This window comes from Ruegeria sp. HKCCD6119, assembly GCF_013110585.1.
GTDB lineage: Bacteria > Pseudomonadota > Alphaproteobacteria > Rhodobacterales > Rhodobacteraceae > Ruegeria.
Map to the genome: position 1 here is coordinate 1,075,501 of NZ_WVQV01000001.1, position 25,996 is coordinate 1,101,496.

The 25,996-nt window shown below is 58.7% G+C and carries 22 protein-coding genes; 13 read left to right on the plus strand and 9 right to left on the minus strand.

Features of this window, described 5'->3' with window-relative positions; genetic code table 11:
- Position 1 precedes the first annotated feature (1 nt).
- Positions 2–1,552, plus strand: coding sequence for an efflux transporter outer membrane subunit (locus tag GS611_RS05405; RefSeq protein WP_245217982.1), 1,551 nt, complete (start codon positions 2–4; stop codon positions 1,550–1,552).
- A 3-nt stretch (positions 1,553–1,555) separates the two neighbouring features.
- Here GS611_RS05405 and mprF read toward each other — a convergent pair whose 3' ends face one another.
- Complete coding sequence (gene mprF, locus GS611_RS05410) at positions 1,556–4,165, minus strand: bifunctional lysylphosphatidylglycerol flippase/synthetase MprF (protein ID WP_371732223.1); 2,610 nt, start codon at positions 4,163–4,165, stop codon at positions 1,556–1,558.
- A gap of 117 nt (positions 4,166–4,282) precedes the next feature.
- Entirely contained in the window at positions 4,283–4,711 is a 429-nt protein-coding gene (locus GS611_RS05415; RefSeq protein ID WP_171633011.1) for an Lrp/AsnC family transcriptional regulator, read from the minus strand.
- Between the two features lie 86 nt (positions 4,712–4,797).
- Between GS611_RS05415 and rocF the strand changes: the two genes are divergently transcribed.
- Genes rocF through GS611_RS05430 form a run of 3 tightly spaced genes read left to right on the plus strand, consistent with a single transcriptional unit; the run spans position 4,798 to position 7,688 of the window.
- Positions 4,798–5,718 carry an arginase gene (rocF, locus tag GS611_RS05420; protein WP_171633014.1) on the plus strand — a complete coding sequence of 307 codons (921 nt, stop codon included), beginning with the start codon at positions 4,798–4,800 and terminating at the stop codon, positions 5,716–5,718.
- A complete protein-coding gene (gene ctlX / locus GS611_RS05425) occupies positions 5,718–6,638 on the plus strand; it encodes a citrulline utilization hydrolase CtlX (RefSeq protein ID WP_171633016.1) in 921 nt (306 codons plus the stop codon). Before rocF ends, ctlX begins: the two co-directional genes overlap by 1 nt.
- 9 nt (positions 6,639–6,647) lie before the next feature.
- Positions 6,648–7,688, plus strand: a complete 1,041-nt coding sequence (locus GS611_RS05430) for an ornithine cyclodeaminase (RefSeq protein WP_171633019.1) — start codon at positions 6,648–6,650, stop codon at positions 7,686–7,688.
- A gap of 137 nt (positions 7,689–7,825) precedes the next feature.
- Here the strand turns inward: GS611_RS05430 and GS611_RS05435 are convergent, their stop codons facing one another.
- The 3 genes from GS611_RS05435 to GS611_RS05445 are packed head-to-tail and all read right to left on the minus strand — an operon-like array spanning position 7,826 to position 10,936.
- Complete coding sequence (locus tag GS611_RS05435; RefSeq protein WP_171633021.1) at positions 7,826–9,229, minus strand: TRAP transporter large permease; 1,404 nt, start codon at positions 9,227–9,229, stop codon at positions 7,826–7,828.
- Between the two features lie 3 nt (positions 9,230–9,232).
- Positions 9,233–9,862 (minus strand): TRAP transporter small permease, encoded by a 630-nt coding sequence (locus GS611_RS05440; RefSeq protein WP_152457727.1) that lies wholly within the window; start codon positions 9,860–9,862, stop codon positions 9,233–9,235.
- Positions 9,863–9,919: 57 nt separating this feature from the next.
- Positions 9,920–10,936 carry a C4-dicarboxylate TRAP transporter substrate-binding protein gene (locus GS611_RS05445; protein WP_171633024.1) on the minus strand — a complete coding sequence of 339 codons (1,017 nt, stop codon included), beginning with the start codon at positions 10,934–10,936 and terminating at the stop codon, positions 9,920–9,922.
- A 428-nt stretch (positions 10,937–11,364) separates the two neighbouring features.
- Here GS611_RS05445 and acs point away from each other — a divergent pair, with 428 nt between their 5' ends.
- The 8 genes from acs to GS611_RS05485 all read left to right on the plus strand — a co-directional run bounded on the left by acs (position 11,365) and on the right by GS611_RS05485 (position 20,755).
- Positions 11,365–13,329 carry an acetate--CoA ligase gene (gene acs / locus GS611_RS05450; protein WP_171633027.1) on the plus strand — a complete coding sequence of 655 codons (1,965 nt, stop codon included), beginning with the start codon at positions 11,365–11,367 and terminating at the stop codon, positions 13,327–13,329.
- Positions 13,330–13,336: 7 nt separating this feature from the next.
- Positions 13,337–14,020: an adenylate kinase gene (locus GS611_RS05455; protein ID WP_171633030.1), complete on the plus strand. Its 684-nt coding sequence runs from the start codon at positions 13,337–13,339 to the stop codon at positions 14,018–14,020.
- Between the two features lie 181 nt (positions 14,021–14,201).
- A complete protein-coding gene (locus tag GS611_RS05460; RefSeq protein ID WP_170344753.1) occupies positions 14,202–14,483 on the plus strand; it encodes a DUF4212 domain-containing protein in 282 nt (93 codons plus the stop codon).
- A 5-nt stretch (positions 14,484–14,488) separates the two neighbouring features.
- The gene (locus tag GS611_RS05465; RefSeq protein ID WP_171633032.1) at positions 14,489–16,273 is read left to right on the plus strand and encodes a sodium:solute symporter family protein; all 1,785 of its coding nucleotides are present in this window, start codon (positions 14,489–14,491) and stop codon (positions 16,271–16,273) included.
- A 108-nt stretch (positions 16,274–16,381) separates the two neighbouring features.
- A complete protein-coding gene (locus GS611_RS05470) occupies positions 16,382–18,205 on the plus strand; it encodes a DUF294 nucleotidyltransferase-like domain-containing protein (protein ID WP_171633035.1) in 1,824 nt (607 codons plus the stop codon).
- A 27-nt stretch (positions 18,206–18,232) separates the two neighbouring features.
- On the plus strand, positions 18,233–18,751 hold the full coding sequence (locus GS611_RS05475) for a hypothetical protein (RefSeq protein ID WP_171633037.1): 519 nt from the start codon (positions 18,233–18,235) through the stop codon (positions 18,749–18,751).
- A 2-nt stretch (positions 18,752–18,753) separates the two neighbouring features.
- Positions 18,754–20,166, plus strand: coding sequence for a PolC-type DNA polymerase III (locus GS611_RS05480; RefSeq protein WP_171633039.1), 1,413 nt, complete (start codon positions 18,754–18,756; stop codon positions 20,164–20,166).
- A gap of 88 nt (positions 20,167–20,254) precedes the next feature.
- The gene (locus tag GS611_RS05485) at positions 20,255–20,755 is read left to right on the plus strand and encodes a flavin reductase family protein (RefSeq protein ID WP_152457720.1); all 501 of its coding nucleotides are present in this window, start codon (positions 20,255–20,257) and stop codon (positions 20,753–20,755) included.
- On the opposite strand, the gene GS611_RS05490 is transcribed toward GS611_RS05485, so the two are convergent.
- The 3 genes from GS611_RS05490 to GS611_RS05500 are packed head-to-tail and all read right to left on the minus strand — an operon-like array spanning position 20,752 to position 22,984.
- Positions 20,752–21,231 (minus strand): DUF6505 family protein, encoded by a 480-nt coding sequence (locus tag GS611_RS05490; RefSeq protein WP_171633041.1) that lies wholly within the window; start codon positions 21,229–21,231, stop codon positions 20,752–20,754. The two genes, GS611_RS05485 and GS611_RS05490, sit on opposite strands and share 4 nt — an antisense overlap.
- Positions 21,228–21,926 carry a biotin/lipoate--protein ligase family protein gene (locus GS611_RS05495; protein ID WP_171633043.1) on the minus strand — a complete coding sequence of 233 codons (699 nt, stop codon included), beginning with the start codon at positions 21,924–21,926 and terminating at the stop codon, positions 21,228–21,230. Before GS611_RS05495 ends, GS611_RS05490 begins: the two co-directional genes overlap by 4 nt.
- Entirely contained in the window at positions 21,923–22,984 is a 1,062-nt protein-coding gene (locus GS611_RS05500) for an Mrp/NBP35 family ATP-binding protein (protein WP_171633045.1), read from the minus strand. Before GS611_RS05500 ends, GS611_RS05495 begins: the two co-directional genes overlap by 4 nt.
- Positions 22,985–23,106: 122 nt before the next feature.
- Between GS611_RS05500 and GS611_RS05505 the strand changes: the two genes are divergently transcribed.
- Positions 23,107–23,835: a hypothetical protein gene (locus GS611_RS05505; protein ID WP_171633047.1), complete on the plus strand. Its 729-nt coding sequence runs from the start codon at positions 23,107–23,109 to the stop codon at positions 23,833–23,835.
- Here GS611_RS05505 and GS611_RS05510 read toward each other — a convergent pair.
- Positions 23,829–25,781, minus strand: a complete 1,953-nt coding sequence (locus GS611_RS05510) for a 4Fe-4S binding protein (RefSeq protein ID WP_171633050.1) — start codon at positions 25,779–25,781, stop codon at positions 23,829–23,831. The two genes, GS611_RS05505 and GS611_RS05510, sit on opposite strands and share 7 nt — an antisense overlap.
- Positions 25,782–25,996: the final 215 nt, after the last annotated feature.

Here is a 25,996-nt window from a genome sequence, read left to right on the forward strand (position 1 = left end):
CATGACACTTAGCCGGTTGATGGGAACTGCACTTTGCGCCGCCACTTTCGCGGCCTGCACGCCCGTGGGGCCCGATTTCGTGCGCCCGAACTCTCCGGTCGTCAAGCAGTGGATCGAGGTAAACAGCCCCAGCGTCGGTCAAAGCGGCCTAACATCGCGCAGCGCACCCGTGGTCAAATGGTGGGAGACATTCAATGACCCGACCCTCAACCGGCTGATTGCCGAAGCTTATGCTCAGAACCTGACGCTTCAGGTCGCGGGAGCGCGGGTGCTGCAAGCGCGGGCACAGCTGGGGATCGCTTTCGGCGAATTGTACCCACAATCCCAGGCCATAGGCGCGTCTTTGCAGCGGCGGCAAATCAGCGACAACCTTGGGCCTGTTGCCGATATCAACCGGATCATCCCCCTGGATACCGAATTCTCGACGTCTCAGGTTGGGTTCGACGCCCAGTGGGAGCTGGATGTCTGGGGCGCACAACGGCGCGGTGTGCAGGCGGCGCGGTCGAATCTGGCTTTGCAGGTCGCAAACTATGACGACGCATTGGTGACACTGACCGGCGACGTGGCCGCGCTCTACGTCAATATCCGCGCGCTGCAGGAATCGTTGGCGGTCGCCCGGGAAAACATCAAATTGCAGCAGGAATCGGCGGACCTGACCCAGCTGCGGTTCAACAACGGGGTCACGACCGAACTGGACGTTCAGGAATCCACTGCCCTGCTTAACAATACCAAAGCCTTGGTGCCCGAGTTGGAAAGCGACCTGCAACAGACCAAGAATGCGCTGGCCGTGCTGCTAGGGGCCACGCCGTCCCGGATGACCAACCTGCTGGGGAATTCCGGCCGTATCCCGTCAGCGCGAACAAATGTGGCCGTTGGGGTGCCAGCAGAATTGCTGCGCCGCCGCCCGGATGTCCGCGCGGCGGAACTGGCCGCTGCGACTCAATCCGCGCAGGTGGGTATCGCAATGGCTGACCTGTATCCTCAGTTCGTGCTGTCAGGCGCGATCGGTTTACAGGCTTCGGGCGGGCGCGATCTGTTCAGCGGCAACAGCACCACCGGTCTGGCCAGTGCCGGCGTGGTCTGGAACGTGCTCAACTATGGCCGCATCAAAAACAATGTCCGTGCGCAGGATGCGGCATATCAAGCGCTGATTGCCAATTATCAGAACACCGTTCTGACCGCGTATTCCGAGGTGGAAAGTGCGATGGTCGCCTATGCGCAAGCACGCAAACAAGTTGGGTTCTATCAGAAAAGCGTCGAAGCTTCGCGCAAGGCCGCAGATATCGCCGTAAGCCAGTACAGGGATGGAATCGCCAGCTATTCTCGCATTCTGAACACGCAGACCGCGCTTTTGCGGTCGCAGGCAAACCTGATCGAAGCGCGGCAGCAGGTGTCCAGCAATCTGGTTGCCGTTTACAAGGGTCTGGGCGGCGGATGGCAGATCCGGCAAAACCAGGAATTCCTGCCTGAAACCGTGCTGGCGGAAATGGCCTATCGAACCGATTGGGGCGATCTGCTTGAAAAAACCCCAACCCGGGCCAGCCTGAACTAGGCGCTAATTGGTCAACCCGCGCAGACCACCCGAGATCAAAATATTGACCTCGTAAAGGATGCGGGGGGCGGCCAGCCCGCCGGGGCTGGCCAGATAGTTGGGGCTCCATTCCGGATCGAATTTCTGTTTGAAGGCGCGCAAACCTTCGAAATGATAGAATTGCTCGCCATGCTCATAGACAAAGCCGCCGATGCGGTTCCAAAGTGATGCAAGCTGACGGTTTTCGATGCCTGAGAACGGCGCCGCACCCAATGAGAACCAGTGGAACCCCTGTTGCGATCCCCAGTTCATCATCTCGGCAAAAAGCGCATCCATGACAAAGCTCGGGCTGTCAGGCTCATAGCGCATCAAATCCAGTGACAGCTCGGATTTGTTGCCGCCCTGAAACAGGTTGGCGAAGGCCATGATCTTGCCGGTCTTACCGTCACGCAGAACCGCATGATCGAAATATGACAGGTACTGATCGTCAAAGCCCCCCAACGCAAAGCCCTTTTCGGCACCCGCCTTTTGCGCCAGCCAATGGTCTGAAATCGCGCGCAGTTCCGGCAATACCGGGGCCAGGTTCTCTTTCGGGATGATCTCGAATACATAGCCCTCCCTCTCGGCCCGGTTTCTGGCCTGTCTGAACCGCTTGCGCGACTTTCCGTCCAGCGAGAAATCCCTGAGTGGCACCCGCGCGACCTCGCCGATCTTCAGGATCGACAGGCCCAGATCCAGAAATGTCGGCAGGTACTTGGTTGAAACACTGTAGAAGGCACACAGTTTTCCTTCTCGGTCCGCCAATTCCCTGAGTTGCCAGATCAACTGCCGCCCCGCCGTTTCATCGCCAACCGGCTCTCCCTTCGAGATCAGAGCGTTGCCCGTGTCTGCATAGGCAATAAATGCGGTCTCATCCGGTGAGATGAGGAACTGCTTGTCACCGGTAAGCGAGATTTGGGATTCGGTGTCCTCGCACTCCATCACAAGCCGTTCAACGACCTCGGGGATTTCCGTGCGCACAGGCGTCGGAATATCTCGCCCGAACAGAGAGTTCACGGCCACGACGCCCACGATCACCGCCACGATGAGGCTGGAGCGCAAAAAGCGCGAAGCGTCACCGTTCCAGGCAAATTCCCACCACAGGGCGTTCTGGTACTCGACATGGGAATAGACGAACAATCCGATCCAGAATATCACCGCCAGCAGCGCCACGACACTGACCAACCAAGGAATATTCAGCCTGAAGATCGACGCGCCACTGACCCGGTAAAACGCCCCGCGGAACATCGCCAGAAGGCCAATCGTGCCCAGCATCGACAGCGCTTCGTGAGTGTCCAGCCCCTTTGCCAGCGAGGCAAAGAACCCGGCCACCATCAACAGCATGGCCACCACCCATGCGCGGTAGAGCTTTCGAAACAAACCGCGGGACACCAGCAAAAGCAGCACGCCGACAGCACTGCCGGCAAGGTGCGATGCCTCGACAAACGACAGCGGCAAGACCTCTCTCAGAACGCCAAGGTTCTGCGTGCCCGCTGGCAATGCGCCGGATATCAGCAGGACCACCCCTGCCACGGCCGCAACCCCGGCTGCCACCATCGGAACAATGGGGCGGATAACCCGATAGACCCATGTCGCGGCGCCGCCGATCCTGTGCCTTTGCGTCAGTGCGGACGCGATCGCAATGGACACGCTGGCGATACCGAACGGCAAGAAGGTGTAAACGACGCGATACAGCAACAAGGCTGCGATCACATCCGAACGTCCCGACGCTCCAAGCCCCGCGATCAGCGTGGCTTCGAATACCCCAAGCCCGCCCGGCGCGTGGCTGAGGATTCCAACGGCGATGGCGGCGATGTAGATCGTGAAGAAATAGGGATAGCCAACGCCCAGATCGTCCGGCATCAGGACATAGAGCGCCATGGACGCGCCAACCAGATCTCCGATGGCGGCCAGTGTCAGAAGGCTGGCCAGTTTGCCACCCGGCAAGTCGAACCCGATACCGGCGACGGCCAACCGCCTGCCGCCGCTGGACAACCATATGAACATCGCGACCAATGCCCCCAAAAGGCTCAGCCCGATGGCGGTTTCCACCGTTTCGCTGACAGGCATCACTTTCGAGATCCCATCCGGATGCACGGTCAGCAACACACCCAGAACCAGAACAAGCCCCATCCAGAACGCGACCCAGGACGTTGCGATAACCCCGGCCACCCGCCCCAGATCCAAGCCCAGCGACGCATATATCCGATACCGGATCGCCGTTCCGGTAATGTAGGAAAAACCCAGACAGTTCGACACGGCATAGCCGCTGGCTCCTGCCATTCCGGCAACAGGCAATGGCACTTTGCCGCCCGCCACGCTTTGCACGGCAAACACATCATAGAGCGACAGCGACAGGAAACTGAACGCGGTCCAGCACAATGCGAAAAACATCAGTTTCCACGACGTCGTTGCGATATCGGTCTGGACATCTGACCATTTCACATGCGCCGACAAATCATGCAGAACCGTCAGCGCGATCCCGGTCACGAGAACCGGTATTGCAATCCGCAGCCACGGTTTTTCCAACATGGCCGTAAGCTTTTCGGCCCAGTGTACGGCCAGAGGTTCACCGTCACTTTCCGCATTGGTCATGCTGCACGTCCCCGCCAGTTTCTGATCGCAGATACCACGCGCGGCTCACCCGCCCGTCGACGATTCAGACATCATCTGCCAACGGACTCTGGCACATTTTGGTTTTATCTCAAAGCGCTAGAGCCGCCCCTTGCGTGTTGACAGCAAAAGGTTCGTTTCCGAACGCGTCACGCCGTCGATCCGTCGGATCTGAAACAGAACCTCATCCAGTTCGGCCAGGGTTTCCGCGCTGATCTCGGCGATCAGATCCCAACTGCCATTTGTCGAATGAACTGCCGTCACCTGACGCATGGCACCGATCCGGGCCATGACGCGTTCCGTCCCGCGCCCCTCAATCTCGAGCATCATCAACCCGCGCACCGGGCTTTGCGCCAGGTCGCGACGCGTCAGGACGGTGAAGCCGACGATTTCACCGGACTGTTTCAGCCGCTGCAACCTGCTGCGGACCGTGGTGCGTGTCACGCCCAGTGTTTCCGACAGCTCTGACAGGCTTGCCCGTGCATCCCGTTGCAACGCATTGAGCAGCCGATTGTCCAATTCGTCCATAGCATCTTCTCATAAAGGAACTTCCGAGACCATTTTGAGCATTTTGCCGACTTCACGCAAGACAGCTCGACGGCCTAAATGAACACATGGAAATCAAGGATATCATACTGGTCGGCGCCCCAATGGACGCCGGGAAACGTCGTCAGGGATGCCGGATGGGACCTGATGCGTATCGCGTGGCAGGGTTGGATGAGGCGCTGTCTGATCTTGGTCACACCGTTCAAGATTGGGGCGACGTGCAGGCCGAAAACGTCGACATTCCCCGACACCCGCACCTGTTCGCCCTGCCCGAATGCGTGGGGTGGACGCACGCTCTCAGCAAAGCTGCACAAGACGCGGCGGGTCAGGGCATTCCGATTTTCATGGGGGGTGATCACGCCCTGTCCATGGGTACGGTGGCCGGGATGGCCGCCCATGCTGCTCGGATCGACCGCCCTCTTTTTGTGCTATGGCTTGACGCCCACAGCGACTTTCACACTCCGGACAGTACCGGCAGCGGCAACCTGCACGGAACGCCGGTGGCGTATTTCACCGGCAGACCCGGATTCGAGGATTTCCCCCCTTTGCCGGCCGTCATACCGACGGATCGCGTCGGCATGATCGGATTGCGTTCTGTTGACCCGGCGGAACGGGCGGCGCTGGAGCAAGACCGCGCCATGCTGGCGGATATGCGCAGCATCGATGAAAATGGAATCAAAGCCCCCCTTTTGGCCTTTCTTGATCGCGTGAAGGCAGAAAACGCTCTGCTACATGTATCTTTGGATGTCGATTTCCTCGACCCGGCAGTGGCGCCCGCAGTCGGCACGACCGTGCCCGGCGGTGCAACCGAGCGCGAAGCCCACCTGGTAATGGAACTGCTGCATGAAAGCGGGCTTGTCTGCTCGCTGGACCTGGTCGAACTGAACCCGTTTCTGGATGAGAGGGGCCGAACCGCAAAACTGATGGTCGATCTGGCCGCCTCGTTGATGGGTCGCCGTATCTTCGACCGTCCCACCCGGAGTTTTTGATGCTGTCTCTGCAAGCGCCATCTGCCGCCGTCATGATCCGGCCGCACGCTTTTGCGTCCAACCCGGAAACACGCGATGACAATGCCTTTCAAACGCTGAGCACCGCATCCGCCCAGGCCACGTCGGAAGCGGCCAGGGATGAACATGATCGGGCGGTACAGCAATTGCGCGACGCCGGTGTCACTGTTCATGTGTTTGACGATTTCGGGGACCTCAACACACCTGACAGCGTTTTTCCAAACAACTGGTTCTCGACGCATCCCGGCGGCCATGTGGCGATCTACCCGATGTACGTGCCATCGCGCAGACGCGAACGCCGGACCGATGTAATCGAACTGCTCAAACAGGAATACCGTGTGCAGGATGTCATCGACTATTCCGGGCTGGAACAAGACAACCTGGCCCTGGAAGGGACCGGCGCGATGGTGTTGGATCATGTGGCCCGTATCGCTTACACGGTGACGTCCAATCGCGCCGATCCGGTCCTGTTGGAACGGTTCTGCACACATTTCAACTATGAACCAATCGCCTTCGAAGCCCGCGATGCCAAGGGCCGAGACGTTTATCACACCAACGTTTTGATGGGTATCGGAACGCATTACGCCCTGATTTGCCTCGACATGATTTCGGACCCGGCCCGCCGCATGACCGTTCGCAATCGGCTGGAAGAATCCGGTCGAACGGTCATTGACCTGACGCACGACCAAATTGCCGAGTTCGCAGGTAACGCCATTGAACTGACCGGACGGGATGGGTTGGGTCTGGCCCTGTCCAGCAGGGCACTTGCCGCCCTCACACCAGACCAAATCGCAACAATCCAGGACAGTGCAACACCGTTGCCGCTGTCCGTTCCTACAATTGAAACCGCCGGTGGGTCCGTGCGCTGCATGATTGCAGGCGTTCACCTTGCCCGCCGATAGGAGAGCACCATGCAACCTTCAGACAAGGCCCTGGTACCATTCGTTTCCGTCGACAACATGATGCGACTGGTACACCACATTGGCGTCGAACAGATGATCACGCAGATTGCCGCTCAGATCGAGGCCGATTTCAAACGATGGGAAAGCTTCGACAAGACACCTCGCATTCCGGCGCATTCTCCTCATGGCGTTATTGAGTTGATGCCAACTTCGGATGGTGAGGCGTACGGGTTCAAATACGTAAACGGCCATCCCAAGAATACCTCCGAGGGGCTGCAAACAGTAACTGCATTCGGTCTGTTGGCAGACGTCTATACAGGATATCCGACGCTGTTGACCGAAATGACAATGCTGACCGCGCTGCGCACGGCTGCGACTTCGGCATTGGTCGGGCGCTATCTGGCCCCGAAAAATGCCAGGACAATGGCCATGATCGGCAATGGCGCACAGTCCGAATTCCAATGCCTTGCCTTCAAGGCAATGTGCGGAATCGACACCGTTCGGCTTTATGACATCGACCCGAATGCCACGTCGAAATGCGCTGCGAACTTGCAGGGCAAGGGCCTGACCGTCATCCCTTGCAAGACGCCGGAAGACGCCATTGAAGGTGCCCAGATCATCACCACCTGCACGGCAGACAAGAAATACGCAACGATTCTGACCGACAACATGGTCGGGCCCGGCGTGCACATCAACGCCATCGGAGGCGATTGCCCCGGCAAGACCGAGCTGCATCGCGACATCCTGTTACGTTCGGACATCTTCGTCGAGTACCCTGAACAAACCCGGATCGAAGGCGAAATTCAGGCGCTGGACGCGGATCACCCTGTGACCGAGATGTGGCAGGTCATCACCGGCGCCGCCAAGGGGCGCATCGATGAGCGGCAGATCACTTTGTTCGACAGTGTCGGCTTTGCCATCGAGGATTTCTCGGCCCTGCGCTATGTGAAACAGGCGATTGAAGGCACAACCTTCTTTGAACCTCTGGACATGTTGGCCGACCCGGACGATCCGCGCGATCTGTTCGGAATGTTGATGCGAGCTGGATAACACGCGATCTTGGGGGCTCTGCCCCCGCCGCGCTGCGCGCGCCTCCCCCGGGATATTTTCAGCCAGATGAAGCAGGGGATCCGAACTTCATCTGGCCACAAATACCCCGGAGCGCGAGGCAGAGCCTCGCTTCCGAGCTATCCCGCAAGCGATGGCAGGTAGAGGACAATACCCGGGAATGCCACAAGCATTGCGATGGTCAGGGCGTCCGCGATGAAAAAGGGCGTGACGCCTTTGAACACATCTTGAACACTCAGGTCCGGGCGCACACCGGCAACGACAAAGCAGTTCAGCCCGATGGGCGGTGTAATCAGGCAAAACTCGGCCATTTTGACGACCAGAATGCCAAACCAGATCGCGCACATCGGGCCGGACATTCCAAACGCGCTGTCGGCGGCACTGACGGTTTCACCACCATTCAGGGCCATCACCGCCGGATAGACGACGGGCAAAGTCAAAAGCAGCATCCCGATCGCGTCCATGAACATGCCCAACACCGCATATGCCAGTAGAATGCAGATCAGGATCATCATGGGCGACATTTCGAGCCCCGTAATCCAATCCGAGAAGGCACCCGGAAGGTCGGCGAACCCAAGAAAGCGGACATAGATCAGAACGCCCCAGATGATCGAAAAGATCATCGCCGTCAGTTTGGCGGTTTCCAAAAGCGCAGATTTGAACTCGGCCCAGCGCATTCCGTGGAACAAGGCGAAACAGAATACGATGAAGGCGCCAATGGCACCGCCTTCCGTCGGAGTGCCCCATGCTTTTTCACCAAACGGGTTATAGACAAAGCAAATGATGATCAGAATGACGGCGACAATCGGAATAGCACCGGGAAGAGCGGCAAAGCGCTGTTTCCAGGAAAACCCCGTGACCGGCGGGCCAACGGATTTGAAGATCACTGCAATCCCGACGATCAGAAGGCCGTACACGATTGCGGAAAACGCACCCGGAATGAACCCCGCCAACAGCAGCTTCCCGACATCCTGCTCGACGATGATCGCGTAGATCACCAGAATGGCCGAAGGCGGGATCAGGGAGGCCAGCGTCCCGCCCGCGGCAACCACGCCTGCTGCAAAGCGTTTGTTATAGCCCACCTTCAACATTTCCGGAATCGCGATACGGGCGAAGACGGCGGACGTCGCAACCGAAGCTCCGGACACCGCAGCGAAGCCGGCCGTGGCGAAAACGGTCGAAACCGCCAACCCGCCGGGCACCCATGCGACCCAGCGTTTTGCGGCCTCGAACAAAGCGCGGGTAAGCCCCGCGTAATATGCCAGATACCCGATCAGGATGAAGGTCGGAATCAGGCTGAGAGTGTGGGACGCGACCTTGGAATGTGGCACCTGCCCCGCGGTCTTGACCGCCACTGTCAGCGCCTTGCCAAACCGTTCCGGATCGTAACCGAACTTGGCCCAGAAAATCCAAACCAGTCCGACAAGCCCTGCCAAACCGGCTGCAAAGGCAACCCGCATGCCCGCCACGACGAGGACCAGAAGGCCGCCAGTGACCCAGAGGCCAATATCAATCGTGTCCATCTATCAGTCCTGCCCTTCGAACTGTTCAGCCTCGGCCGCCGCCTGCGCCGCTGCATCCTGTATCAACGGAACGGCCGCCGGAGCGTCCAGCCCCAGCCAGAACGCCCGACCATACCCCCAGACTTGCAGCGCAAGGCGCAGGCAGAGAACGGAAAATGCAACGGGTGCCAGCAGCTTGGCCGGCCACAAGGGTATACCGATGTCGATCGAACTGTCCCGGCTCCACATTGGGGCGCCAAAATCAAAGGACCGGTCGAAATGAGACCAACTGCCCCAAACCAAAGCCAGCATCAGGATCAGGATCAGAACCACCGAGAGCAGTTCGAACAGCCACAAAGCCCGACCGTGCAAGCGGGATATAACGATATCCATCCGGATATGCCCCCCATCACGCTGAACATATGAAATGCCCAGAAAAGCGATGAGAGGCATCGCCTGTTCGATCCAGTCCACATAGCCCGGCAAAGGAGCATTCAGCGCATTTCGGCCACTGACCGACACAACGGCCAATACCATCAGTGAAAAAACCGCCAATCCGCTGATCAGTGCCAGAAACCGTTCGAGCACGAGCAAACGCTGATCCAACTGGCTCAGACGGCTGCCGTCTACCAGAACCGTGGCTTGTCCTGCCATTCCGGTGTTTCCTTGTTGTTTGTTGCCGGGCGCCTTGAAAGCACCCGGCCTTATGGATCAGTTGCCGCCGCGCTGTTGCTTCAGCGTCGTCTGGACAAGATCGTAAAGGTCCTGTGCCGGCAGGCCCTGTGCGGTCATGTCCGCAATCCATTTTTCACGGATCGGATCAGCGGCCTTTGTGCGGAACTCTTCAATTACCGCTTCGTCGATCATGACCTTCTGGACACCCTTTTCTTCCAAGACGCTGTCCCATTGTTCGAGCAAGCCGCCGTAATTCGCCAGGTAGTGATCGATCGCCTCGTCAATCGAGCTGTCCAGAGCCTCACGATGTTCGGCTGGCAGCGCCTCGTAGGCATCGATGTTGACGACAACCGGGCAGTTCACCGTTCCTGGATTCAGGTTCGCGGTCCACCAGTCCGCTTCGTTGATCGTTCCGAATGACAGGTGCGCGTGCTGGGCAAAGGCCACGGTGTCGACGACGCCCGATTCCATCGCATTGAAGGCTTCGGTCGCCGGAACCGATGTCGGCACCCCTCCGACCGCCTCGAAGGCCTGACCAAGGCCACCGGTCGCCCGGACCCGCATTCCGTCAAATTCAGCAAGTTCATCCCGCGGCTCGCCCGTGCCGACAAGGTTATACTGCGGCATTGGCGAGGTCATGATGATGCGGGCGTTCCATTGCGCCATCTCTTCCTTGACCGCTGGATGGTCGTATACTGCATGGCTTACCGCAACTTCTTCCTGCAGGTTGTTCACACCCAGAAATGGCAGTTCCAAAACGGTAATCGCCCGGTTCTTGTCGCGGTGATAGCCGGCACAGAACTGCGCCATCTCAAAGGCGCCGATTTCGATCCCGTCCAGGTTTTCCTTAGGTTTGGACAACCCGCCATAGCTGACATTGATGGTGAATTCGCCACCGGTTTTCTCGCTGACCAGTTCGGCCAGTTTTTCAACATGTTCCGTAAAGGCGCGGCGCTTGCCCCAGACGGATGCGTTCCATTCTGTCGCCGCGGCTTCGGTCACAAAAGCAACGCCAAGGGCGGCGACTGCGGCACCGCTCAACATCTTTTTCATAGTTTTGTCTCCCATAGGTGCGCCCCCTACCGAGGCGCTTGCCGATCAAGCTAGCGCCAACAATCGGTTGTGCCAACCCTAACCGGGATTTGCGTATTTTGCAGAATAAGCCCCAGAAATGACTCAAAACGACAGAAGCCTTGAGGTCACCTGTCGTTGCAACCACAATTGACACACAGCGCCCTCAATTCTCGTTACCTTTAAGTAACTGTTTTTGTTTTATTTTAGCGATTCTTTTGCCAATATTTTTACTAATATGGCCGTATTGTTAAAATTTCTTTACAAAGAAATCCAAGGATTACACCTATTTATTTATTTATTTTCAGAACGCGGTAATATTCAAACTTGGGGAGGAACAGGATCGACATTGCCTGAATGACAGGCAAAAAATCCACAAGCAATCCAGTCCAGAGGGAGGAGCCTCAAAGATGACCACCGCTGCCCAGGCAGATGCCAAGACTTATCCGCCATCCGCAGAAACCGTCGCTCGTGCGCATGTCGATGCGGCAAAGTATGCTGACATGTACGCAGCCTCAATCAGCGACCCCGACGCGTTCTGGGGCGAGCAAGGCAAGCGCATCGACTGGATCAAGCCCTTCACCCAGGTCAAGGACGTCAGTTACGAGTTTGGCTCGGTCAAGATCAACTGGTATGCCGATGGCACGTTGAATGTGTCGGCCAACTGCCTGGATCGTCATCTGAAAACCCGCGGCGACCAGACCGCGATCATCTGGGAGCCGGATGATCCGAATGACCCGGCCCAGCATATCTCTTACGCAGAATTGCACCGCCGCACCTGCCGGATGGCCAACATTCTGGAATCCCTGGGCGTGCGCAAGGGCGATCGCGTGGTCATCTATCTGCCGATGATCCCCGAAGCTGCTTACGCCATGCTGGCCTGTGCGCGGATCGGCGCAATTCATTCGATCGTTTTCGCGGGCTTCTCGCCCGACGCTCTGGCAGCGCGGATCAATGGGTGCGACGCCAAGGTCGTGATAACGGCAGATGAGGCCCCGCGTGGCGGCCGCAAAACGCCGCTGAAATCCAACGCAGACGCCGCCCTGCTGCACTGCAAAGACACGGTAAAATGCCTTGTGGTCAAGCGCACCGGCGGTCAGACCACCTGGATCGACGGTCGCGACTTTGACTACAACGAAATGGCGCTTGAGGCGGACGACTACTGCGCCCCTGCCGAAATGAACGCCGAAGATCCTCTGTTCATTCTTTACACGTCGGGTTCGACCGGTCAGCCCAAGGGCGTTGTGCACACCACAGGGGGGTATCTTGTTTACGCCTCGATGACGCACGAGATCACATTCGATTATCACGAAGGTGACGTGTATTGGTGCACCGCTGACGTGGGCTGGGTCACCGGGCACAGCTATATCGTCTATGGCCCGCTGGCCAATGGCGCAACCACGCTGATGTTCGAAGGCGTGCCCACTTATCCCGACGCCTCGCGCTTCTGGCAGGTCTGCGAAAAGCACAAGGTCAACCAGTTCTACACCGCACCGACCGCGATCCGCGCGCTGATGGGTCAGGGCAATGAGTTTGTCGAAAAATGCGACCTCAGCGATCTGCGCATTCTGGGCACCGTGGGTGAACCGATCAACCCCGAGGCCTGGACCTGGTACAACGACGTTGTCGGCAAAGGCAAATGCCCCATCGTCGACACCTGGTGGCAGACAGAAACCGGCGGCCACCTGATGACGCCGCTGCCCGGTGCACATGCGATGAAGCCCGGATCGGCGATGAAGCCGTTTTTTGGCATCGAACCGGTGGTTCTGGACCCGCAATCCGGTGTTGAAATCGAAGGCAACGGTGTCGAGGGCGTTCTGTGTATCAAAGACAGCTGGCCCGGCCAGATGCGCACCGTCTGGGGCGATCATGAGCGGTTCGAGAAAACCTATTTCTCGGATTACAAAGGCTATTACTTCACGGGTGACGGCTGCCGTCGCGACGAAGATGGCGACTATTGGATCACCGGTCGTGTAGACGACGTGATTAACGTGTCCGGTCACCGCATGGGCACGGCCGAGGTGGAAAGCGCGCTGGTTGCGCATGCTGCTGTGGCCGAGGCTGCCGTGGTTGGATACCCTCATGAAATCAAAGGGCAAGGCATCTATTGCTACGTCACGTTGATGAATGATCGCGAGCCGTCGGACGAGTTGATGAAAGAGCTGCGCACATGGGTCCGCACCGAAATCGGCCCGATTGCATCTCCGGATGTGATACAGTGGGCACCTGGCCTGCCGAAAACGCGCTCGGGCAAGATCATGCGCCGTATCCTGCGCAAGATCGCCGAGAACGATTTCGGATCGTTGGGCGATACTTCGACACTGGCCGATCCGTCGGTGGTCGAAGACCTGATCGAAAACCGTGCGAATAAGTGAGGGTGTGATGGACGCTGCCACGATCACCACGCCCGCCGTTCTCATCCTTCTCGGCCCTCCGGGTGCCGGGAAGGGCACGCAAGCCCGGATGTTGGAAGAGAAATTCGGACTTGTACAACTCAGCACCGGTGACCTGCTGCGCGAAGCCGTCGCGGCCGGAACCGACGCCGGCAAAGCGGCAAAAGCCGTTATGGAAGCCGGCGATCTGGTCAGCGACGAGATCGTCATCGCCATCCTGCGCGACCGCATGGCACAGCCGGATTGCGCCAAGGGCGTCATTCTGGACGGTTTCCCGCGCACGACGGTTCAGGCCGAAGCGCTGGACAATCTGCTGGCATCGAACAACCAGAAGATCAACGCCGCGATAAGCCTTGAAGTGGAAGACGCGGAAATGGTGACCCGTATTTCGGGCCGCTACACCTGCGCCGGCTGTGGTGAAGGGTACCACGACCAGTTCAAGAAACCTGCCGAAGAAGGCAAATGCGACAAGTGTGGCCATACCGAATTCAAGCGCCGCGCGGATGACAATGCCGAAACGGTGGCCTCGCGCCTTGCGGCGTACCACGCGCAGACGGCACCACTGATCGCCTACTATGACGGTCAGGGCGTGCTGCAGCGCACAAACGCCATGGGCAGGATCGAAGACATTGCCAATGACCTTGAAGGAATCGTTGGCGAAGTCATGAATTAGGGGGTGGATTTAGGGCCGCAAGGCTCTGATCCCAAACAGAATACTTCAAAAGACCGCTTTGGCGGACTGGAGGAGTTTTGCCTGACGTCACATGGCGTCCGGCACAAGTGAGAAGCGGCCCGACGCACTGGAGGATGTGGGCATCGGGCCGTCCAACGAGGAAGCGAAGGAGGAACCCGCGATGGCGGATCATTCAACAAACTCCGCGCAGACTGCCGAGTCCGACAAGGGCTATTGGCAGGCCAACCTGCGCCTCATCTACATCAGCCTCGCGATTTGGGCGCTGGTGTCGTTTGGATTCGGCATTCTGCTGCGTCCGATGTTGTCGGGGATCGCCGTCGGCGGAACCGATCTGGGCTTTTGGTTCGCACAACAGGGATCGATCCTGGTCTTTTTGGTGCTGATCTTCAACTACGCCTGGCGCATGAACAAGCTAGACGCCGAATACGGTGTTGAGGAGTAAACCCCATGGATCAGTTTACCATCAACCTGCTGTTTGTTGGCGCGTCCTTTGCGCTATACATTGGCATCGCGATCTGGGCCCGGGCTGGGTCCACATCTGAATTCTACGCCGCTGGTCGCGGCATCCATCCGGTCACCAACGGCATGGCAACGGCGGCGGACTGGATGTCTGCGGCTTCGTTCATCTCGATGGCGGGTCTGATTGCCTTCACCGGCTACGACAACAGCTCGTTCCTGATGGGTTGGACTGGCGGCTATGTGCTGTTGGCACTGCTGCTTGCGCCTTACCTGCGCAAGTTTGGTAAATACACCGTGTCGGAATTCATCGGCGACCGCTTCTACAGCCAGACTGCGCGTATCGTTGCCGTGATCTGCCTGATCGTGGCCTCGGTGACCTACGTAATCGGTCAGATGACCGGCGTCGGCGTGGCCTTTGGCCGCTTCCTCGAAGTGTCCAACACCTCGGGCCTGTTGATCGGTGCAGCGGTTGTATTTGCCTATGCGGTGTTTGGTGGGATGAAAGGCGTGACCTATACTCAGGTCGCTCAGTACTGCGTGCTGATCACTGCCTACACCATCCCGGCTATCTTCATCTCGCTGCAGCTGACCGGCACGCCGGTTCCGGCGCTGGGTCTGTTTGGTGACACCGCCAGCGGTGAACCCCTGCTGACCAAGCTGGATGCCATCGTGACTGAGCTGGGCTTCAATGAATACACGGCCCACCACTCGAACACGCTGAACATGGTACTGTTCACCCTGTCGCTGATGATCGGTACTGCGGGTCTGCCGCACGTCATCATGCGCTTCTTCACCGTTCCCAAAGTGGCTGACGCACGTTGGTCGGCTGGCTGGGCGCTGGTCTTCATCGCTCTGCTGTATCTGACCGCGCCTGCGGTTGGTGCCATGGCGCGTCTGAACATCAGTGACATGATGTGGCCCAATGGCGGCATCGAAGGCGGTGCTGTGACTGTTGAACAAATCGACAATGACGCACGCTATGACTGGATGGCCACGTGGCAAAAAACCGGTCTGCTGGATTGGGAAGACAAGAACGGCGACGGCAAGATCCAGTACTACAACGACAAGAATGCCGACATGCAGGCACTTGCCGAAGAAAAAGGCTGGGTTGGAAACGAGCTGACCAAGTTCAACCGTGACATCCTGGTTCTGGCCAACCCCGAGATTGCCAACCTGCCGGGTTGGGTGATCGGTCTGGTCGCAGCCGGCGGTCTTGCGGCTGCTCTGTCCACCGCTGCGGGCCTGCTGCTTGCAATCTCGTCGGCTGTGTCCCACGACCTGATCAAGGGTGCCATCAACCCGCAAATCTCGGAAAAGGGCGAGCTTCTGTCAGCGCGTATCGCAATGGCCGTGGCGATTGTGGTTGCGACCTATCTGGGTCTGAACCCACCGGGCTTTGCGGCACAAACCGTGGCGCTTGCGTTCGGTCTGGCGGCTGCTTCGATCTTCCCGGCGCTGATGATGGGGATCTTCTCGACCCGCATCAACAACACCGGCGCGGTCGCAGGCATGCTGGCTGGTCTGGTCGTCACTCTGGTCTACATCTTCCTGCACAAGGGCTGGCTGTTCATTCCGGGCACCAACTCGTTCACTGATGCAGATCCGCTGCTGGGTCCGATCAAGTCGACCTCGTTCGGTGCGATCGGTGCCATGGTCAACTTTGCAACGGCCTACATCGTTGCCGGTATGACCAAGGAGACTCCGCAGGAGATCAAGGATCTGGTCGAAAGCGTACGCATTCCCCGTGGTGCGGGCGCAGCTCAGGATCACTGAGTATGATGCGGTTGTCGGCACTTGCCTTCGGCCGCGTCTTTCGATCCACTGTTCCCGCCCGGCACACCACCGGGCGGGATTTTTTCACCAGAATACCGGAGACATCAGATGCCCCTATCCCACGATGAAATTACCCGGTTTCTGAAATCCGTTCATCCCTATGACGCGCTGCCGTCGGACACCCTCGATCAGATCGTAAAGCAGATCGAGGTCTGGGAGGTTGAGGAAGACGCCTCGGTCTATGAGCTCGGCCATTCCCTGCCCGGGGTCTTTGTGATTTATGAAGGACAGGTTGAGATCACCGACGAGAACGGCGCAGTCGTTTCTCATCTGGGGTTGCGCAATTCCTTCGGTGAACGCGGCCTGTTGAAGGACGGCAAGGCTGCGACCAAGGCCCGCGCCGATACACCATCTGTCCTGATGGTTCTGCCTCCGGATTTGGTCCGGACTTTGATCGACAACCACGACGTCGTCGCCAAATTCTTCAATCGAACCCGCGGTAATCGCAGCGGCCCTCAAAGCCTTGCGACCAGTTCGATTGAAGTTCTGATGGCGCGCGATCCCGCCACCTGCCCTGCGGACACGACAGTTCAGGAAGCGGCACGGATCATGCGTGACAAACACATCTCGTCGCTATGCGTGACAGATGGAGAGACGTTGCAGGGTATCGCCACCCTGCGGGACATTTCGGGCAAATTTGTTGCCGACGGGTTACCCGTAACAACACGGATATCCGAAATCATGACTGCAAATCCCGTAACCCTCTCGCCCAGCGATATCGGCTCGGACGTTCTGCATATCATGATGGAGCGCGGCATTGGCCACATCCCGGTTTCCGAAGGCGGTCGTCTGGTCGGGATCGTGACGCAGACCGATCTGACCCACTATCAGGCCGTCAACTCGGCCGAGTTGGTTGGTCGGATCGCAAAGGCCGACAGCGCAGAAGAGATGGCGAGGGTGACGGCGGAAATTCCGCAGTTGCTGGTTCAGTTGGTTGCCGGCGGGAACCGGCACGAGATCGTCACGCGGCTGATCACCGATATTGCCGACACGGTTACCCGTCGCCTGCTGAAATTGGCCGAAACTGAACTGGGCCCGCCGCCTGTACCCTATTTGTGGCTGGCCTGCGGTTCACAGGGACGGCAAGAACAAACCGGCGTATCGGATCAGGACAATTGCCTGATGCTGGACGACAGCGTCACCGACGCCGATATGTCCTATTTCACCAAACTGGCCAAATTCGTCTCTGACGGGCTGGATGTCTGCGGGTACTTTTACTGCCCCGGCGACATGATGGCGACCAATCCGCGCTGGTGTCAGCCGGTTCGTGTCTGGCGCGACTATTTCAAGGGCTGGATTGCCAAGCCAAACCCCGAGGCGCAAATGCTGGCCTCGGTCATGTTCGACCTGCGCCCCATCGGCGGCGCATTTGAGTTGTTTGCCGACCTGCAAGCCCACACTCTGGCAGCGGCCAGGGCAAACTCGATCTTCGTCGCACACATGATTTCGAACTCGCTGAAGCATACGCCCCCACTGGGCCTGCTGCGCGGTTTCGCGACGATCCGCTCGGGTGAGCATCGCAATACGCTGGACCTGAAACACAACGGAGTTGTGCCCGTCGTCGATCTGGCGCGCATCTACGCGCTGCAAGGCGAGCTGACCGAGGCCAACACCCGCGCCCGCCTGAAAGCCGCCGAGGCCAGCGGCGTGCTCAGCCCTTCTGGTGCGCGTGACCTGCTGGACGCCTATGATCTGATCGCGGAAACGCGGCTCGAACATCAGGTTCGGCTGGTTAAGTCCGGAGCGATGCCCGACAACTATCTGCCACCGTCTGAATTGTCGGACTTTGAGCGAAGTCATCTGCGTGATGCTTTTGTGGTGGTAAAAACGATGCAATCGGCAGTTGGCCACGGCAAGGGAATGCTGGGCTGACATGCGACTGACCAACGGAGAGACCACATGTTTCTGGAACTGATCGGCACGGTTTTTGCGGGGATTGCATTTGCCGGAATCGTTCTTCTGCTGAACAAGCTGACCGGAGGGCGCCTGCCGAAATGGACAACGCCGGTTGCGGCCGGTCTTGGAATGATCGCGATGACCATCACCAGCGAATATTCCTGGTACGATCGCACGCGCGACCAACTGCCTGAAGAGATGACCATCGTGCAAGAGGTCGAAAGCCGCGCGTTTTATCGCCCCTGGACCTACGCGGTGCCGTTCGTTGACCGGTTTGCCGCAATCGACACCGTATCGGTGCGCACAAACGAAAACGTTCCGGAACAACGGCTTGTCGATCTTTACTTCTTTGGCCGCTGGGCTCCGGTTTCGAAACTGCCGGTGGCCGTGAATTGTGCAGAAGGCCGCCGCGCCAACCTGGCGGATGGTGCCGAGTTTGCCGAGGACGGGCGTCTGGTGAACGCTGACTGGATTGCAGCCGGAACCAATGACCCCGTCATCGCAGCCACTTGCGGGGTTTGATCATGCTGACCGGATTGAGTTTGAGGCTCAGGATTTTTCTGTTTTTCTGCCTCCTCGCCCTGGGCGGGGTTGCCATCAGCGCCACCGCTCTCTGGATCACCTATTCCCGTGCGGGAAACCCCGGTCTGCTGAATGATTTCGTCTTCGCCGAAATCCTGATCGGATTTGGATTTCTGGCACTGGTCGCGGGTGTTTGGCTGCTGTTCGACGACAACGTCGCCAAACCGATCGAACGGCTTTCCGCCCAGTTGCGTGCCCGTGCACATGCCGGTGTAAGCACCGACCTGGACATGCAGGCCGCGCGGTATCTGGGCGATCTTGCCCCGGCTGCGGCGGGATTGGCGGAACAACTGGCCTCGAACGCCATGCGCACAGCCGAGGCCGTGGCCGCCGAAACCGCGCATCTGGCCGCAGAAAAACAGCGCCTGACCGCGCTGCTGACGGAAATTCCGGTGGCCATGCTGCTGGCCAGTCCGAAACATCAGATCGTTCTGTACGACGGGCAGGCCGCCGAGGTTCTTGCCCAGATCGCGCATCCTCGTCTGAACGCATCTCTTTTCGAATACCTTGAAGCCACCGGCCTGACAGACGCATATGCCAAGATGTGCAAAACCGGAAAGGACGTCTATTGCACCCTGTCCAGCGTGGACGGGCGGCAGACATATTCCGCCCGGATGAAACCCTTGGGCGATGCACCCGGATATATGCTTGTCTTCGAAGACAGCGCGACACATATGTCGCCGGACGATGCCCGCCCGCTGGTCTATGATTTCGAACTTCTCAATAAACCGGGGGATGATGCGTTCGAGAACCGCCCCCTGACGGATCTGTGTTTCGTGGTTTTTGACACGGAAACAACCGGTTTGCTGCCTCACAAGGATGAGATCGTACAGATCGGCGCAGTGCGCGTTCTGAATGGTAAAATCGTTCAGGGTGAGCATCTGGACATGCTGGTTGATCCCGGCATTCCGATTCCCCCGGCCTCGACCAAGGTACACAAGATCAGCGATCGTATGGTCCAGGGGGCGCCCGATATCGCCGAAGCCGGACGCGTATTCCATCAGTTTTCGCGCGACGCCGTGATCGTGGCGCATAATGCCCCGTTCGACATGGCGTTTCTGCGCCGCCATGCCAAACGGATGGGTGTCGAGTGGGATCATCCGATACTCGACACGGTCTTGCTGTCTGCGGTGCTGTTCGGGGCAAGCGACACGCACACACTGGACGCCTTGTGTGAACGGTTGGAAATCACGATCCCCGAAGCGTTGCGCCATACCGCACTTGGCGATGCGATTGCCACGGCCGAGGCATTGATCAAGGTGCTGCCGATCCTGCAAGCACGCGGCCTGACGACTTTTGGCGAGGTGATTATGGAAACCCGCAAACACGGTCGTTTGCTGGAAGATCTGAACTGACGGTATAAATTGCACCCGGCAGTCAGCTTTTCATGGACAATCCGGGCCACGCATGGCACCTGATGCGCGGCCAAGGATTAAGCGCGCAATGACCGAAAAGACCTTTAGACCGACCCCGGATCAAAGCCCCGCCTTTCGGGAAGCGCTGGGATGCTTTGGCACCGGTGTCACGGTGATTACCGCGCAATCCGACAATGGCCCGCGTGCCATTACGGTGAATTCATTTGCCTCAGTCTCATTGGACCCGCCACTGGTCCTGTGGTGTCTGGCCAAGGAATCATTTCGATTCGATACGTTCAGTACCTGTGATCTCTATTCGATCCACGTCATGGCACAGGATCAGCAGGATCAGGCGTTGCGGTTTGCACGCGATGGGGCGGATTTCTCACATGCAGACTGGACCGAGGATGAGGCCGGGCGCCCACATCTGGCCCAGTGTCTGGCCCGGTTCGATTGCCGCCTTCATGCCCGTCATGACGCCGGGGATCATCTGATCATCGTGGGTCAGGTAGATCAGGTCATGTATCGCACCGGCAAAGGGCTGATCTTCAAACGCGGGCAGTTCGGCGGGTTTGTCGACCTGATCTAATCGTCCAGCGACCCGTGAACCGCCAACGCCTCCAACTCCGCGTCCTGCGGAGTGATCACGCGAAAGGCTTCGTGCACGCCTGTCTCTGTCAATTCCCTTGCGACGGTCAACAGCGTGTTGGCCGGATGGTCTTCACACAACTCTGACATGTGGTCGATTTCAGCTTGCGCAACGCCCAATGCGGCCTCGACCGAGGGTGCGCCATAGAACTGCACAAAATGTTCGGCCAGATTACGCGTAATCTGATCTTTCTCTGCGGCTTCGATCTGCGTCACGGCGACAAAAGTCACCCGGCCAAAGGTTTCCAACCCCAGCCAGCCATTCGCAAATGCCTGTCGTGCCTTGCCTTCAAGATCGCCCTGCCCCCAGTTGGAAAACTCAAACCCACCCGAAACGCACCACTCTCCGGTGCGCGCCGGCGAATGAAACACGTTCATGTCGCTTTCGTCGAAATGGATCGCTCGGGCCAGTTTCATTCTCGGTTCTCCAACATGTCAGTCAGGGGGCGCAGATGTGTATCGACCCCATCGCGGATCAGCATCCCGAAACGTTCATCCGTTCCAAGGAATACGCCACCAGCGATCAGCGGTTCGCCCACGCCGCGCAGCAGGCCCATCCATTCGGCGTGCAAGGACGCGTTGCCATCCTCTTGCCAACGGTTGAGCCAGGTCAACATGTGTCGTGACCAGCTTTCCACCAGCTGCGTTGCAGAAACCTCGGCACAGCCTTCATCGTACAGCGCTGTGATATCAGGGGTTTCACCCGGCGCATCACTTGTTTGCAACAGCGTCAGCTCCCAACCGACGACCAGCCAGTCCGGCTCTTCCTCGGGCATTGATGTTGACGCAGCCGCGCGGAACCGGCCGCACCGCGCCCCGTTCACGCAAATCAGACCATCCCAACCCAGATGCACCGCAACCTCTGGCGGGGCCAAAGCGCCCAGCGCGTTCTGGAATCCCACAGCACAAAGCGGCAGCATCGCCACCGCATCTTGCAACGGTACCTCGGGGGCAAAAACAATTGCCACGCGCAGGAAATCCGCCTGAATATTGTAGACAACCGTACCCGCATCACAGCCCAGCGCAGCCATGGCCTGCGCGCGCTCGAACGGGTCTTCCCCACCCTGAACCGGGTGGCCCGTCAGCAAGGGTGGGAAAACCGGCTGGCTCATGCGTTGCCTTTGGCGATCATGTCGCGGGCGATCTTGCGGAATGCCTCGGCCTGCGGGCTGTCAGGTTTGCTGACCACGATGGGCGCGCCTCCGTCAGCGGCGACACGGATGTCCAGATGCAAGGGGATTTCACCCAACAATGGCACGCCCAGCGCCTCTGCCTCGGACTTGACACCACCATGACCGAAAACATGTTCTTCGTGCCCACAGGTCGAACAGATATGCGTGGACATGTTTTCGATCATCCCGACAATGGGTGTCTTGAGCTGGTTGAACATGTCGATCCCCTTGCGGGCATCAATCAGGGCCACGTCCTGCGGCGTTGAAACGACAATGGCACCATCCACCTGGAACTTCTGGCTCAGCGTCAGTTGCACGTCACCGGTGCCGGGCGGCAGATCGACGATCAGAACATCCAGCGCGCCCCATTGCACCTGGCTCATCATCTGTTGCAGCGCACCCATCAGCATCGGCCCGCGCCAGACAACCGCCTGACCTTCGTTGGTCATCAAACCCATCGACATCATGGTGACGCCGTGGTTGCGCAGCGGCAGGATTGTCTTGCCGTCAGGGCTGGCCGGACGGCCCGAGACACCCAACATCCGGGGTTGCGACGGCCCGTAAACATCCGCGTCCAGCAGACCTACACGCCGGCCTTCCGCAGCCAATGCGCAGGCAAGGTTGGCCGAAACGGTGGATTTGCCAACCCCACCCTTGCCGGAGGCAACGGCGATGATCCGGTCCACACCCGGCACTGCCTGCGGCCCGGTTTGCGATGGCTTGGGCTTCGGTTTCAGATCCGGCGGTGCCTTGTCGGAATGCGCGGTCATCAAGGCCGAAACATTTGCCACGCCTTCCACCATCTGAGCGGCCTTTTCAGCCGTGGCGCGGACGGGTTCCATCTTTTCCGCATATTTCGGGTCGACCTCAAGCACGAAGCGTACCGTGTCGCCTTCCACGTTCAAGGCGCGCACGATGCCTGCGCTTACGATGTCCTGCCCGGATACCGGGTCGGTGATCTTTTTCAGGTTCGCCAGAACCGCGTCACGAACACTCATGCTTGTTCCCCTTGATCCGCCCTGCTGACAGGGGCGTGCGTATCGACTCGCCGCTCATTGCACGTGTCTCCGTCTTTGTCTGTACATTTGACGCATCCCGCCCCGCGAAGTTACGTTGAGCCATGCGCTTTGTCCTCTTGTGCCTGAGCCTGACGCTCTCTGCCACCCCCTCTTGGTCACAAGAGGCGATTGGCCTTGCGGCCCCGGCAGAGGTTAAAGACTCTGGCCTGTTGCAACATATCCTTCCTCGCTTCTCTCTCAAGACCGGGATCCGTGTTATTGCAGACGACGCCGGGGTCATGGCGCTGGAAACCGCGCCGCCCGGTGATCCGGTCTTTGCCCGCGACGGTGTGATCTATCACCTGCGTATCGAAGACAGTGACCGCCAGGCCCGTTTTCTTGAATGGCTGAAGTCGGATATCGGCAAGCGCACGGTGGAAAGCTTTGCCCCGGCAGACGGAGGGCCCTACTCTGCCAATTTTGATATTGTCGAGGTTGAGTCCGGTGACATCGTCGAGGGCGACACCCAACTTGGCGAAGAACTTTCGATGACTCATTGCGGGCGCTGTCATGTCATCGGGCCAAGGAACCGCATGAATGGCCTGGGGTCGACGCCCTCTTTCGCCGTTCTGCGCGCAATGCCCGACTGGTCGCAGCGATTCGAAGCGTTTTTCGCCCTGAACCCCCACCCCGCATTCACACAGATCGACGGTTTGACACCGCCTTTCGATCCCGAACGCCCATCTCCTATTCACCCGGTTGAGATGACATTGGACGATCTTGACGCGATCCTGGCGTTCGTATCGCGCATCGACGCTGCGGATCTGGGTGCACCCTTGAAACTTCAGTGATCCTTTCTGTCTGAATAGTAATCCTCGGTCGTGACGACCCGGGGCTTGGGTTTTGATTGGAAAGGATTGTCTTGCTGTTGGAACTGCACGTTCACCCGGCAATTGTCACACATCTGGATCATCCGCGCCTGATCCGACGTCGCGAACATCGGATGTGTGCCCGACAGCTTCTCCATGATCCGCTCAACCGTGGATTTCACGCCGAACAATGCCCCGCATTCCACGCAGGCAAAAGGTTCTTCTTCGTTCAGAACCTGCTGTGACAGGGCCGCATCGCTGAGATCAAGTTGTGGAACAAGCGTGATCGCATCCTCGGGGCATATGGTCTTGCACATCCCGCATTGCAGACAGGCATCTTGCTGGAAGTTCAATTGCGGCTTGTCCGGATTGTCGATCAACGCACCGGATGGGCACAGCGACACACAGCTGAGACACAGGGTGCAGCTGTCGGTATTCACTGCAACCGCCCCGTAAGGCGCATTTTCGGGCAGCGGCAAAGGCGATTCAGCCTGCGGGTTCAGCGCCTGTGCTGCCAGCCGTGCGATTTGCCGGCGATTGCCCATAGGCAAGACCGGATCGGACAAAGGCCGGGGCACCGCTTGCCCGTACAGCAGATCGGACATCGCATCGGGGTCCGCTTCGTCAATCAGGCCTATACACTCGGGGCCTGCAATGGCATGTGCCAATTCAAGCTCGCGGTTCAGCGCCTCGCGTTCAGTCGTCGGCGCCAACAGCACGTCCACCCGAGCGAACCCATGCGCCAGAGCAGCCAGCATCTCGGCATGGCCAAAGCCAGATATCACGTTCAATTCCAATGGGATCACGTCCGAAGGTAATCCACGCCCGAAACGCGCCGCCAACCGGATCATTTCGGCCCCGTGGGCGTCATGTACAAGCAGCCGAGGCGCGGTGCCGCCGGCCCGTCGATAGGTACGGGCCAGAATATGCATCCGCGACAGCAGCGCCGAAACAGGCGGGTCTTCATAGGTTATGGCCGTTGAAGGGCACAGCGCGGCGCAAGCACCACAGCCTGCACATACCATCGGGTCAATCGCCACATGCTCGCCCGCCGGGGAAATCGCACCGGTTGGGCAGATATCCAGACAGTTGGTACAGCCCACCTGCTCGGCCCGGGAATGGGCACAGAGGGTTTCTTCCACGCGCACATAAAGTGGCTTTTCGAATGTCCCCACCAATTGCGCGGCTTCAAAAGCCAGGCGTTCAACGGAAACCGCATTTCTGGGATCAGCCCGCAGATAGCCTTCACGCTTGGCCGGGGCCTGAACAAAGGGCGTTTCTCCTGCCAGATCGATGACAATGTCACACGATGAAAGCGCACCGTCCTTTGGATCGGTCCAAGCAAACGCGCCGCGCCCACCGGGCACGACCTGCTGAAGCGCGTCCAGACGCAACGAAAACCCACCAAGCGCACCGGAAACCGATCGAAGCTGCCCCCGTACCACGTCATAGGCGCGCGAGAGGGGCTCTGACAAATCGGTCGTCATGACGGTCACTGCCAACGAATCCGCCAAACGCTCTGCCAGATCAAAGGCCACCGCACCGGGCCCGATGATGAAACAGGTGCCTTCACTGAAGACATCCACGCTGGGTGTGACCGGTTGCGTCAGAACGGCCTCGGCCGCCAATGCCGCCATCTTGGGGGTCGCATCCGCACCTTGGTCAGACCACCCGGCCCGATCGCGCAGATCGACAAATCCGGGCACGTCGATACTCAGGTCTTCGGCCAGTGACCTGAATACGTCATCCTCTTGCGCACAAGCGATGACGGTATCACCTTCTTTCATCAAGGCAGCGGCGGACTGCAACTCATCGGTACAAAGCGCGGTATGCAACCTGGAACAGGCAACGCCGCAGGCGCTTTCGATCTTGTCCGGATCGATTGCCTGTGTTCCGGCGCAATCACATAGCAGTAGTTTCGTGGCCATATCCTCTCCTCGGGCAACCGCCCCGGTTCCATGCACACTAGGCTGTACCCCTGGGAAAGCAACTTCAACCCCTTGCCGCGTTTCCTGCACAGGGTTGAATTTCGGCAATAAATGCCACGAAACACAAGCATTCACAGGACCTGCTCACGCAGTTGCTACCCTGGACTACGACCAAAGTCGTAGAGCTTAGGCTTGGCACACAGCTAGTTTGTGTA